Source organism: Streptomyces griseiscabiei (assembly GCF_020010925.1).
In the GTDB taxonomy this organism is placed as follows: domain Bacteria; phylum Actinomycetota; class Actinomycetes; order Streptomycetales; family Streptomycetaceae; genus Streptomyces; species Streptomyces griseiscabiei.
This window is the reverse complement of record NZ_JAGJBZ010000002.1, coordinates 3,700,537-3,712,929: the sequence shown is the minus strand read 5'-3', so window position 1 is coordinate 3,712,929 and position 12,393 is coordinate 3,700,537. Positions and strand designations below refer to the sequence as shown.

At 70.2% G+C, this 12,393-nt stretch carries 9 protein-coding genes; 3 read left to right on the top strand and 6 right to left on the bottom strand.

Annotated features, from left to right (window positions below; translation table 11 throughout):
- Positions 1-122: 122 nt before the first annotated feature.
- A complete protein-coding gene (locus J8M51_RS33210; RefSeq protein WP_086761787.1) occupies positions 123-518 on the bottom strand; it encodes a cupin domain-containing protein in 396 nt (131 codons plus the stop codon).
- Between the two features lie 27 nt (positions 519-545).
- Positions 546-1,196 (bottom strand): TetR/AcrR family transcriptional regulator, encoded by a 651-nt coding sequence (locus J8M51_RS33205; RefSeq protein ID WP_086761789.1) that lies wholly within the window; start codon positions 1,194-1,196, stop codon positions 546-548.
- Between the two features lie 121 nt (positions 1,197-1,317).
- Here J8M51_RS33205 and J8M51_RS33200 point away from each other — a divergent pair, with 121 nt between their 5' ends.
- Positions 1,318-4,110 (top strand): FAD-binding and (Fe-S)-binding domain-containing protein, encoded by a 2,793-nt coding sequence (locus J8M51_RS33200; protein ID WP_267299663.1) that lies wholly within the window; start codon positions 1,318-1,320, stop codon positions 4,108-4,110.
- Positions 4,111-4,200: 90 nt separating this feature from the next.
- Here the strand turns inward: J8M51_RS33200 and J8M51_RS33195 are convergent, their stop codons facing one another.
- From J8M51_RS33195 to J8M51_RS33180, 4 genes are all read right to left on the bottom strand, one after another.
- A complete protein-coding gene (locus tag J8M51_RS33195; protein WP_086758671.1) occupies positions 4,201-5,088 on the bottom strand; it encodes a fumarylacetoacetate hydrolase family protein in 888 nt (295 codons plus the stop codon).
- 107 nt (positions 5,089-5,195) lie between these two features.
- A complete protein-coding gene (locus tag J8M51_RS33190; protein WP_086758673.1) occupies positions 5,196-6,566 on the bottom strand; it encodes an NAD-dependent succinate-semialdehyde dehydrogenase in 1,371 nt (456 codons plus the stop codon).
- Between the two features lie 36 nt (positions 6,567-6,602).
- A complete protein-coding gene (locus J8M51_RS33185; protein ID WP_086758675.1) occupies positions 6,603-8,225 on the bottom strand; it encodes a flavin-containing monooxygenase in 1,623 nt (540 codons plus the stop codon).
- A gap of 233 nt (positions 8,226-8,458) precedes the next feature.
- Positions 8,459-9,385, bottom strand: a complete 927-nt coding sequence (locus J8M51_RS33180) for a LysR family transcriptional regulator (protein ID WP_179203237.1) — start codon at positions 9,383-9,385, stop codon at positions 8,459-8,461.
- A 220-nt stretch (positions 9,386-9,605) separates the two neighbouring features.
- On the opposite strand from J8M51_RS33180, the gene J8M51_RS33175 reads away from it, so the two are divergent.
- Both J8M51_RS33175 and J8M51_RS33170 read left to right on the top strand, forming a co-directional pair.
- Positions 9,606-10,589, top strand: coding sequence for a C-terminal binding protein (locus tag J8M51_RS33175; RefSeq protein WP_086758680.1), 984 nt, complete (start codon positions 9,606-9,608; stop codon positions 10,587-10,589).
- Between the two features lie 242 nt (positions 10,590-10,831).
- Positions 10,832-12,247 (top strand): APC family permease, encoded by a 1,416-nt coding sequence (locus J8M51_RS33170; protein WP_218781464.1) that lies wholly within the window; start codon positions 10,832-10,834, stop codon positions 12,245-12,247.
- Positions 12,248-12,393 lie beyond the last annotated feature (146 nt).

Sequence of the window (12,393 nt, the reverse complement as noted above, 5' to 3'; positions counted from 1 at the left end):
TCCGTCCGGAGTGGGGCGGCTCGCGGCCGGGCCTCGTCACCCCGCCCGGCTCGGATAAATGTACATGCCATTTCACCCGCGGCAGAGAGCGCTTTCAGATCGCTGGACCGATGCGCGGAACCCTATGAGGCGGACCCGCCGGATTCCTCCGTGGACGGCTCCAGACGCTCGTAGGCGTGTACGCGGCTCTCCAGCCCCTGGGGGTTCGGGGCGTAGACGGCGACCATACGGGCGTACTCCGGCGCCCAGTAGCGACCGACGCTTCCGGCCGGCACCTGGACGACGTCGCCCGTGACGGCCTCGACGGTCTCACCGTCGCACGCGACGAACAGACGGCCCTCCACGACGTAGTTGAACTCGTCGTGCGGGTGCTCGTCCGTCCATGACTCGCCCCGCAGTTCCCACTCCATGAGGGCGACTCCCGGCCGTCGGCCCTCGCCCGGCGGCACGAAGGCGTGGCCTTTCGGCCGTCCCTCCCTGCTGACGAGGGGGCCGGCCGGATATCTCCGCGGTGCCATCGTTCGTCCCTTCAGTCCCTCAGTCCTTCAGCCCTTCGCGAGTTCCAGCAGGGCGAGCGTCGCGCTGTTCGCCTTCTCGGCCAGGGGTGCGAGCGACCGCTTCTTCCCGTCCCACATGGCCCAGCGGTTCGCGCCTTCGAGGACGGTCATCACCAGCTTGACCTGCTGGACGGACGGCCCGAAGCCCATGTCCTCGGCCGCCGCGCGGTAGAGCGCCTCGTACAGGTCCACCCAGGCGTCGACCTCCTCGCGGAGCGCCGGCGGGAGGAAGTGGACGACCTGGTCGGTGGCCACCAGCAGGTCCCACAGGTTGCTCTCGGGAAGCTCGATCTGCCGTGTCAGATGCACCCGCACCATCCGGCGCCAGCCCTCCCCGGGGTCCGGGACACCCCGCACCTCGTCGAGCAGGGCGATGCCGAACTTGTAGAAGTGCCAGCGGAGGGACTCGGCCACGATCTCGTCGCGGCCTTCCGGGAAGTGGTTGTACAGGCTCGGGGCCTTGATCGACATCTCCTTGGCGATCATCCGCATGGTGACCGAGTTGAAGCCGTTCTCGGTGGCCAGCCGGAGGAACGCCTCCAGGATCGCCCTGCGGGAGGCGCTCTGGCGACTCCAGTCGAGCTCCCCGAGGTGCTTGTCGAACTCCTCGACGGCACGAGGCCACCGCTCCTCGCTCACCGACTCCTCCTTCGCCTGCCCGCAACCTTCACCTGCCTGCAACGCGGGAAACTACCTTACGTTAGTCAGTCTCCGGCAACCCCGCACTAGCGAAACTACCGTACGTTAGTTAGCCTGAGGCATGCCCGTTCAGACAGACCTCGCCGCCGCTCTTCGCTCCGCGGGAGTCGAGTGCGACGACACTCCTGCGACCCGAGCCCTGTACTCCTCGGACGCGAGCCTCTACCGCGTCGTCCCGTCCGCGGTCGTGAAGGCGCGTGGCGAGGACGACGTGATCGCGGCCCACGAGGTGGCGCGCGAGCTTCGGGTACCGGTGACGATGCGCGGCGCGGGCACCAGCATCGCCGGCAACGCGGTCGGAAGCGGCATCGTGGTCGACACCCGTCGTTTCAACCGGGTGCTCGGCATCGACCCGGTCGCGCGCACGGCGCGGGTGGAACCGGGCGTGGTGCACGCGGATCTGCAGCGCGAGGCGGCTCTCTACGGTCTGCGGTTCGGGCCGGACCCGTCCTCGCACAGCCGCTGCACGGTCGGCGGAATGATCGGCAACAACGCCTGCGGGTCACGGGCGTTGGGCTACGGGCGGACGGTGGACAACGTCGAGTCGCTGCGGGTGCTGTACGGGAACGGCGAACTCGCCGTGGAGCGGGGCGGCCCGGCCGCCGGCGAGACCGCGAGGCGGCTGGCGGCCGTCGGCGACGCCAACCTGGCCCATCTGCGCACCGAGTTCGGCCGTTTCGGCCGCCAGGTCAGCGGCTACGGCCTGGAACACCTGCTCCCGGAGCGGCGCCGCGTCGAACGGTTCCTGGTCGGCAGCGAAGGATCACTGGCCACGGTCCTGGAGGCCACCGTCCGGCTGGTCGACGACCGGGTCGAACGCCGGATGCTGGTGCTCGGCTACCCGACGATGGCCGACGCGGCCGATGCCGTACCGGCGCTGCTCGCCGCCGCGCCGGGCCGTCTCGTCGCGTGCGAGGGCATGGACTCGCGCATCGTGGACCTGGTGCGCGAGAAGGGCTCTGCGGTACCCGACCTGCCGCGGGGAAACGGCTGGCTGTTCGCGGAGGTGGCGGGCGAGGACGCGGCGGACGCGGTACGGCGCCTCGTCGCCGCCGGCGCCGCGCTGGACACGCGGCTGGTCGTCGACGCGCGTGAGGCGGCGGCGCTGTGGCGCATCCGTGAGGACGGCGCCGGGCTCGCGGGCCGGTCGCTGCCGACCCCGGCGTACGGCGGCTGGGAGGACGCCGCCGTTCCGCCGGAGCATCTCGGGGCGTGGCTGCGCGACTTCGAGGAACTGTTGCGTGCGCACAACCTCCAGGGCGTCCCGTACGGGCACTTCGGCGACGGCTGTGTGCACTGCCGGATCGACTTCCCGTTCCGGCCCGGTGACCCGGCCTCGGCCGGGGTCTTCCGTGCGTTCATGACCGCCTGTGCGACACGGCTGCGCGACTACCGCGGCACCCTGTCGGGCGAGCACGGCGACGGCCGGGCCCGCGGCGAACTGCTGCCGCTGATGTACGACGAGACCTCCCTCGCCCTGTTCCGGCAGGTGAAGGCCGTGTGCGACCCCGACGGCATCCTCAACCCCGGCATCATCGCCGAACCGGTCCCGATCACCGACGACCTGCGCCCCGTGCGCCCCCGGTCGCCGGTGCGTCCCGGGCTGCGGCTGGTGCACGACGCCGGGGACCTCGGTGCCGCCGTGCACCGCTGCACGGGCGTCGGGAAGTGCGTGGCCCCGAAGACGGCGGGGGTGATGTGTCCGTCGTATCTCGCCACGAGCGACGAGCGGGACTCGACCCGCGGGCGTGCCCGGGTGCTGCAGGAGGCCCTCGACGGCGGTCTGCTGCGCGGTGGTCTGAAGGACCCGGCCGTCGCCGACGCGCTCGATCTGTGTCTCGCGTGCAAGGGGTGTTCGAGCGACTGTCCCAGTGGCGTCGACATGGCCACCTACAAGAGCGAGGTACTGCACCAGCGGCACGACGTCGCCGGGCTGCGCCGGCCGCGCTCGCATCTGTTCCTCGGACGGCTGCCGAAATGGGCGCGGCTCACGGCGCCGCTGGCGCGGCCCGCCAACCTGCTGCTGCGGGTCCGACCGTTCGCCGCGCTGGCCAAGTGGGCCGCGGGCATCGACCACCGGCGGTCCGTACCGGAGTTCGCCTCCCCCACGCTGCGAAGGGCGACGGCCGCGTCAGCCGCGTCGCGCGCGGGAGACGCGTCGCCCGACGTGTGGATCTGGGCCGACTCCTTCACCGACCACTTCTTCCCGGAGTCCGGCCTGGCGGCGATCCGGTTCCTGGAGGCGCACGGCCTCACGGTCCGCGTCATCGGGGAGGACGCCTGCTGCGGCCTGACCTGGATCACGACCGGTCAGCTCGACCGGGCCCGGACCATCGTCGACCGGACCGTGCGGACGCTCGCGCCCTACGTCCGGGGCGGGGTCCCCGTCATGGCATTGGAGCCCTCATGTCTCGCGTCGTTGCGCAGCGACGCGAGCGAACTGTCCGACGCCGAGGAGACGGACGTGGTGGCGTCGGGACTGCTCAGCTTCGCCGAGCTCGTCGAGCGCCTCGGCCTGCCGCTGCCCGACCTGGCCGGGGTGGAGGTCGTGGCGCAGCCGCACTGCCACCACAGCGCGGTCATCGGCTGGGACACCGACCGGCGGCTGCTGGAGAGGGCGGGCGCGACGGTCACCAAGGTGCCGGGGTGCTGCGGTCTGGCCGGCAACTTCGGTGTGGAGAAGGGGCATTACGAGGTGAGCGTCGCGGTCGCCGAGACGCATCTGCTACCGGCGGTGCGGGCCCACGCGGACGCGGTGTTCCTGGCGGACGGCATGTCCTGCCGGATCCAGCTCGACGACCTGGCCCAGGTGCCGACGCTGCATCTGGCCGAACTGTTCGCGTCCCGTGTCTGAGCCCGCCTCCGCCGCCCCCTGGTGACACGTCTGCGGAGCCGGGCCCGAGGGTCCGGCTCCGCAGACGTGTCACCCCCGGGGAGGGACGGTTCAGTGGATCTCGTTGCGCAGGGTTCCGACCTGCTCCAGGACGACCTCGACCTTGTCGCCGGGGCGCAGCCACAGGGGCGGGTTCCGCTTCGCGCCGATGCCCTCGGGGGTACCGGTGGCGATCACGTCGCCGGGGCTGAGGGTGAGGAACCAGCTGATGTAGGCGATGATCCGGGCGATCGGGAAGATCATGTTCTTGGTGTTGGAGCCCTGGACCCGGGTGCCGTTGACGAAGGTCTCGATGTCCAGGTTCTGTGGGTCGCCGATCTCGTCCAGGGTGACGATCGCCGGCCCGAACGGCGTCGCCCGGTCCACGGCCTTGCCCGCGAGCCACTGGGTGCCGCGGTACTGGAGGTCGCGGGCGGTGATGTCGTCGAGGACGGACAGGCCGGCCACGTACGACAGGGCGTCGCCCTCTTCCACGCGGGCGCACTCCCTGCCGATGACGACGGCGAGTTCGCCCTCGAAGTCGAGGTTGTCGGTGACGTCGGACCGGTCGATGGCGTCGTAGGGGCCGATCAGGCTGCTGGCGAACTTGGCGAACAGATCGGGGTGGGCCGGCAGGGCGCGGCCGGTCTCACCGACGTGGTCCGCGTAGTTCAGGCCCACGCACAGGACCTTGAGCGGGTCGGTGACCGGTGGCCCGAGCACCACGGAGTCGAGGCTCCCCACGGGCTCCAGGGCTCCGCCGTCGAGGACCGGTCCGACGGCGGCGGCGATCCGGGCCAGCCGGTCGCCGTGCGCCTGGAGGAAGGCACGGACGGACGGCAGGTCCGGGGAGGGCCGGTGACCGGCGGCCCGGAGCGCGGAGTTGAGGTCGAACACCTGGTCGCTGTCGAGAAGGCCGGGCTTCCAGCCGGTGCGGGATGCGTAGGAGACGAGCTTCACGTCATGTCCTTCGGGGTGGGTCGTAGGGCGGTGTGTGCCGTTCATGGCTGCGCCCTGCCCGCCGGGGAGGGTCGCGGGCAGGGCGCCGTGTGAGGGCCGAGGAGGCGTCAGGAGAGGCGGATCATCTTCTTGTTGGCGAACTCGTCGAGGCCCAGGCGGCCCAGCTCGCGGCCGATCCCGGACGCCTTGACGCCGCCGAACGGCAGGTCGGGCCGGCTGCGGATGAGGGTGTTGAGGCCGACCATGCCGACCTCCAGGCGCTCGGCGATGTCCGCGGCGAGGTCCTCGTCGCGGGTGAACACGGCGGACCCGAGGCCGAACCGGGAGTCGTTCGCCAGCTCGACGGCCTCCTCCACGGAGTCGACCCGGTACAGGACGGCGACGGGTCCGAAGAGTTCCTCGCTGTGGGCGCGCATGTCCGGGGTGACCCCGGTGATGACAGTGGCCGGGTAGAACGCGCCGGGGCCGTCGGGGAGCACGCCTCCCAGGTGCAGGTGGGCGCCCTTGACCACGGCGTCCTCGACCTGCTCGGCGATCTCCTGGCGGCCCGCCTCGGACGCCATCGGGCCGATACGGGTCCCCGGGGCGAGCGGATCGCCGGTGTTCCACTGCTTCGCCCGCTCGACGAACCCTTCGAGGAAGCGGTCGTAGACGTCGCCGTGGACGATCAGGCGCTTGGAGGACGTGCAGGACTGGCCGGCGTTGCCGAACCGGCCGGTCGCGGCCAGGTCGAGCGCGAGGTCGAGGTCGGCGTCGGGCAGGACGATGAACGGGTCCGAGCCGCCGAGTTCGAGGACGCACTTCTTGAGATGGCGGCCGGCCTGTTCGGCCACGATCCGGCCTGCTTCCTCGGAGCCGGTCAGCGAGACGCCCCGCAGCCGTACGTCGGCGATGAGGGCGCCGATCTGCGAGGAGGACACGATGAGGTTCTCGTAGACGCCCTTCGGGGCACGGGCGTCGGCGACGACGGCGTCGATGAGGAGCGCGGTGCGGGTGCAGGAGCGGGCGTGCTTGAGGAGGACCGTGTTGCCGAGCAGCAGGTTGGGGGCGACGAACCGCGCGACCTGGTAGAGCGGGAAGTTCCACGGCATGATCCCGAGCACCGGGCCGGTGGGAGCCGTCCGGACGACGGCCCGTCCCCCGGCCGCGACCTCGATCACCTCGTCGGCCAGCAGCCGGGCGCCGGCGGTGGCGTAGTACTCGTAGATCGACGCCGCGAGGTCGACCTCGCCCTCGGCCTGGGCGAGCGGCTTGCCCATCTCGGTCGCCATCGCCTCGGCGAGTTCGGCGCCGCGCTCGCGGTGCAGCCCGGCGATACGGGCCAGCAGGGCGACCCGGTCCTCGACGCCGGTCCGGGCCCAGTCGCGGTAGGCGTCGGTGGCACGGGCGAGCGCCTCGGCGGCCTCCGCGTCGGTCATCATCGTGTACTCGGCAAGCACCTCGCCGTCGAGCGGCGAGATGGTCTGGTACGTGGGCATGGCTGGTTTCTCCAAACCGCTTGCGGGGGTGGGGGGTCAGACCGCGGACGGGACGCGGACCTCGTAGCTGGGGTATCCCTGGGCCGCCTCGGCCTCGGTGAGCGCGATGAACCTGTCGAGGCCGCCGACGTAGAAGTTGGCGGTGCGGGCCTTGCGCTTGCCGGGGATGTTGTTGCCGAAGATCCACGAGCCGGTCTCCAGGAACAGGGAGCCCTTGAGCGCGTCGAGGCAGGTCTGGAGCCAGTTCTCCTCGGCCTCCGCGCGCAGCCGGATGGAGGCGCCGGGGGTGTCCTTGACGCTCTCGACGGCCCGGGCGATCCACTTGGCCTGGACGCCGATGCCGGAGGGGTTGTTGACGAACGGGCCGTTGGGTCCGAGGACCATGAACAGGTTCGGGAAACCGGACACGGTCATGCCCATGTGGCTGCGGGGGGCGTCGGCCCAGTGTTCCTTGAGGGTCCTGCCGCCGGTGCCGCGGATGTCCATGTTCCGGTAGCTGCCCTCGACGGCGTCGAAGCCGGTGGCCAGCACCAGGACGTCGAGCTCGTGAAGCGTGCCGTCCCGCGTGACGATGCCCTCGGCCACGAACTCCTCGACGGGGTTCTCCCGGGTGCTGACCAGGGTCACATGGGGCTGGTTGAAGATCTCGAAGTAACCGGAGTCGCAGATGGGGCGCCGGGCGAACAGCTCGGTCGGGGTGAGCTTGCGCGCGGTCTCCGGGTCCTTGACGATCTCCTTGATCTTCCGCTTGATGAAGTCGGCGGCCAGTTCGTTGGCGGCGCGGTCGCTGGTGACGTCGCAGAAGGTCTCGTTGGCGAAGGTGTAGTTCCCGCCCTTGCGCCAGGCCCACTCGAAGATGGCCTCGCGCTCCTCCTCGGAGACGCTCCAGATGCTGCGCGTGGTCTCGTCGATGCCGAAGCCGATCTTGGAGGTGCGGAACTCCTCCCAGCGGTCCTCGCAGGTGGCCTTGAACTGCTCCAGCTCGGCCTCGGACCACTCGCGGTTGCCGGCCGGGACGGTGTACTGCGCGGTGCGCTGGAACGAGGTCAGGTGGAAGACGGTCTTGGCGGCCTCGGTCATGAACTGGATGCCGGTGGAGCCGTTGCCGATGACGCCGATACGCAGGCCGGTGATGTCGAGGTCGTCCGGCCAGTCGGCGGTGTGGACGACACGGCCCTCGAACCGGTCGATGCCCGGGAAGTCGGGGACGTTGATCCGGGAGAGCAGACCGGCGGCGGTGACGAGGAAGCGGGCATGGAACTCGCCCCTGTCGGTGACCACGTGCCAGCGCGCGCTCTCCTCGTCGAAGGCGGCGCCGACCAGGGTGGTCTCCAGCCGGATGCGGGAGCGCAGGTCCCAGAAGTCGACGGCGTCCTCGACGTACCGGCGGATCTCGGGGCCGGGGACGTAGCGGGTGCGCCAGTCGGTCCGCTGGAACAGTTCCCGGTCGTAGGGCAGCTGGTACATGAAGCTCTGTGTGTCGGAGAGGGCCCCGGGATAGCGGTTCCAGTACCAAGTGCCGCCGACCTTCGGCGCCTTGTCGATGGCGATCGCGTCGAGACCGGCGTCGGCGGTGAGGGTGCGCAGTGCCATGACGCCGCCCATGCCGGTTCCCACGACGAGTGCGTCGATCTCACGCACGGTTTCTTCGCTGCCCATTTATGGCTCCTTTGCGGGGTCTCGCGCACGGAAAAGCGACTCGGTCGGAGAGGCGGACAGCATGCTCCTGCATACGGTCATTCATTTCGCCGAGATATCCGAACGGGAGTCGCGTGCGATTTCGACAACGCGACGTTACGTCCAGGAAATAATGATCGCCAGATGCTATTGATGCGAAGGTGACGGCCGATTGTTTCCGGAACTGAAATGATCAATGCGGCCACAGGGGAGCCTCAGGCGACGGCGGCCGGGCGACCGTGCGGCAGACAGCGACGCAGATGCCCGAGGGCTGCCTCGACCGGGGGGTCCACGCATCCGGATCGCCAGGCCGCACGCAGGTGGACATCGGGCACGAGTTCGCATTCGCGATGGGCGAGTGGAATGAAGACGACGTTGGGGTTGGCCGTCGATCGGGCGACGGACCGCAGGGCGAGGTGACAGCCGACCTCGGCTCCGACCAGGGCCAGACACGAGGGGGTGTCGGGGGCGAACTGCACGTTGTTGACCCCGCCGGCGCCGTGCGCGTAGCCGAGGCGCCACAGCCGGTCGGTGGTGACCGACCCGGTGGCATAGGGCAGGGAGACGAACGGCTCGGCGGCCACGTCCTGGAAGGAGACGACCTGGCAGGCGGCGAGCCGATGGGTCCGGGGCACCGCGACCACGAGGGAATCGTTGATCAGGACCTCGCTGTCGAGGCCGGGGGGCAGGTTGTCGAAGCGGCCGAGCCCGACATCCACCTCCTGGTCCAGCAGGCGGCGGATCGTCGGCCGGGAGACGGCCTGCGAGGTCAGATCGAGGCGGACACCGGGGTTGTCGGCGCGCATACCGCGGGAGAGGGCGGCCACCAGCGGGTGGGCCGCGACGCCGCAGAACTCGACCCGGACGGTCCCGGACTCGCCGGAGACGGCGGCGCCGACGGCGGCTTCGGCGACGGCGACCGCCGCGAGCACTTCGCGGGCGGGCCCCATGAGGGCCTTGCCGGCGGGCGTGAGGGAGACCGAGCGCGTGTTGCGCTCGAACAGGCGGCCGCCGAGGTCGCTCTCGAGCGCCTGGATGGTCCGGCTCAGGGGAGCCTGGGCCATGAAGAGCTGCTCCGCGGCACGGCCGAAGTGCAGGTGTTCGGCGACCGCGAGGAAAGCCTGAAGTTGTCGGACGTTCACGGTCGTACACCTCCGCTTGTGATGCTCGGCACCCACCATAGGCTAACGTCCGTTAGTTAGCTAGAGTCTCTGCGCAACGAGATTGATCCGGTTCCGACAACACACCATTTCCAGTTCGGGCGTATTCCGATTTCACGGCACCGGACCCGTTGACGGGCTGTTCGCCGGTCCTTACGTTTCATTTCACTTTCCCCACGAACAGGTTGAGGCGGCTGTTGAAATGTCTCTTGCAAGCAGCACCGAAATTCCGGCCGGCGCCGCCGGTCATACGGGGGGTCTGCTCCTTGTCGGTCCGCAGCAATACCCGAGTCTGGAGCGGGAGCGGGCACTGGCCGAGGAGTTCGGTCTGGAGTTCGTGATCGCACCGGACCGGCACGCGTTCCGCGCCACGATCCCGGAGGCGACCGTGGTGATGGTGACCCCGTACGCCCCCGTGGAGGCCCAGGACTTCGAGGCGATGAAGAAGTGCGTCGCCGTGGTGCGGTACGGCATCGGCTACGACAACATCGACGTGGCGGCGGCCCGGACGAAAGGGGTGCCGGTCGCGATCGTGCCGGGTGCGGCGACGGAGGAGGTCGCGTCGCACGCGCTGACCATGGGGCTGCTGCTGGCACGGCGCATCCCGGCCGGGCAGTCGGCCATCGAGGCGGGCCAGTGGGCCGGCAGCGTCGGGATGGACACACCACGGTTCTCCCAGCTGGACGTCGCGGTCGTGGGCATGGGCCGGATCGGCCGCCAGGTCGCCCGGTGGTACGCGGCGCTGGGCACGAACGTCCGCGCCTACGACCCGTTCTCGACCTTCGACTCGGTGCCGGCCGCGCCGCTGGGGGAACTGCTCGAACAGTCCGATGTGGTGTCGCTGCACCTGCCGCTGTCGGCCACGACGAGGAACCTGGTGTCGGCGCAGGTCATCGGCCGGATGCGGCCCCGCTCGGTGCTCGTCAACGTCTCGCGCGGCGGGCTCGTCGACGAGGCCGCGCTGGCGGACGCCCTGCGCTCCGGCCATCTGGCGGGCGCGGGTCTGGACACCTTCACGACCGAGCCGCTGCCGGCGGACCACGTACTGCGCGGCGTGCCGAACCTGGTGATGACCCCGCATGTCGCATGGCGGTCCGACCTGGCGATGGACGCGCTCCAGGAGGCCGTCGTCCTGCGTGCCCGCCAGGCCCTGACGGGCCTGCCGCTGTCGGACCTGGTCACCTGACCGGACCGGCGTCCCGGCGCGGCCACCTCCCCCCACACCAGAACGTCTGCGCGGGCACCAGCCCCGGCGCAGCGAGCTCCACGCGGTGAGCACGTTCCTGAACAGGACGGCATCCCCGGGGAGGCGACACCAACCCCGACCAGCCCGGCGCTTGTACGGGTGGGCCCCACCAGGAAGAGAAACTCATGGCAAGACACGAGCAGGTCCCCACCGTGAGTGGTGCGAGAGGAAAGGCGGAAGTCGTGGATCAGCCGCGACGACTGCAGGGCAACATGGGCGTCGGAGAGCTCGCCATGAGCGTGCTCGCGTTCTCCGCGCCGCTGACCACGGTGGCCGGGTTCATCCCGGTGCTGCTGATGTTCGGCGGCAAGACGGGGCCGGCGATCTACATCGTGGCGACGGTCGTGCTCCTGGCCTTCTGCGTCGGCTTCACCCTGATGGGCCGCACGGTGGCGAACCCCGGCGGCTTCTACGCCTTCGTCACCCAGGGCCTCGGCCGCCCGGCCGGTCTGGGCGGCGCGTTCCTGGCGACGTTCGGCTACTTCATGATCGGGTTCTTCGCCCCGCCGTTCTTCGCCATCACCGTCCAGAGCTATGTGGAGAAGAACCTCGGCGGTCCCCACATCGCGTGGGGCTGGTACGCCGTGGCGATCGTCGCGGTGACCACCGCGCTGGCCTACCGGCGCATCGACCTCTCGGCGAAGGTGCTGACCGTCGTCATGGTGCTCGAAGTCGTGGTGGTCGTCGTCTTCGACATCGCGTCCTTCACGCACGGGGCCCCCGCCGGCACCGGAGGTGCCTCGCTGGCCCTGCCCTGGGTCACCGACCCCAACATCGGTCTCGCCCTGCTGTTCGTGGTCGGCAACTTCTTCGGCTTCGAGGCCACCGTCATCTTCCGCGAGGAGGTCAAGGACCCCGACCGGACGATCCCCCGGGCCACCTATCTGTCCGTGGCCGGCATCGGCGTCTTCTACGCCTTGGCCGCGTGGGCGTACCTCGCCTTCACCGGCGCCGACGAGGCACAGGCGGTCGCCACGGCCAACCTCGGCGGGCTGTTCACCGACTCGATGACCGCGATGGTCGGCAAGACCGTCATGGACGTCGTCACCGTGCTGCTGATGACCTCGATCCTGGCGTCGATGCTGTCCATCCACAATGTCGCGGCGCGGTACCTGCACTCCCTCGGCACCGACGGCGTGGTGCCGACGGCGCTGGGCAAGGTGCATGTCAGGCACGGGTCGCCGTACGTGGCCGCGTCCCTCATCGGTGTGCTGTGGGCGATCGGCGTGGTGCTGTTCGTGGCACTGGGCAGCGACCCGAACGTCCTGTACGCGCGTGCGTCCGGCATCGGGTCCCTCGCGATCCTGCTGCTCCTGTTCGCGGCGAGCGTGGCGGTGTTCTGCTACTTCCGCCGCAATCCGTCCTCCGAGCCCGTGTGGAAGACCACGGTGGCACCGCTCGTGTCGGCCGCCGGGGTCGGTGTGGTGGCGTACCTCGCGGTGACGAACTACGCGGACCTGCTCGGCGGCTCCGGCTTCGTCACGTCGTTCTTCCTCTTCTTCACCTTCGCCCTGTTCGCCGTCGGGATGGTCCACGCGCGGGTGCTGCGCAGCCGGCGTCCCGAGGTCTACCAGCGCATCGGCCGCCAGGAACTGTGACGGCCCTCCGCTGACGGCGGCCGACCTCGATCGAGCGATCACGCCGTTCACGTCCTTCGCACGAGCGAGGTCGGCGCCCCATGCTAACTATCGTTAGTTAGCTACCGTTCATCGCACCCGTAGAGACCCTTCCGCAGCAACCGAGG

Excerpts from the sequence above, each read along its gene's own strand:
- J8M51_RS33210 (WP_086761787.1), bottom strand. The coding sequence starts at position 518 with ATGGCACCGCGGAGATATCCGGCCGGCCCCCTCGTCAGCAGGGAGGGA.
- J8M51_RS33200 (WP_267299663.1), top strand. The coding sequence starts at position 1,318 with ATGCCCGTTCAGACAGACCTCGCCGCCGCTCTTCGCTCCGCGGGAGTC.
- J8M51_RS33190 (WP_086758673.1), bottom strand. The coding sequence starts at position 6,566 with ATGCCCACGTACCAGACCATCTCGCCGCTCGACGGCGAGGTGCTTGCC.
- J8M51_RS33185 (WP_086758675.1), bottom strand. The coding sequence starts at position 8,225 with ATGGGCAGCGAAGAAACCGTGCGTGAGATCGACGCACTCGTCGTGGGA.
- J8M51_RS33175 (WP_086758680.1), top strand. The coding sequence starts at position 9,606 with ATGTCTCTTGCAAGCAGCACCGAAATTCCGGCCGGCGCCGCCGGTCAT.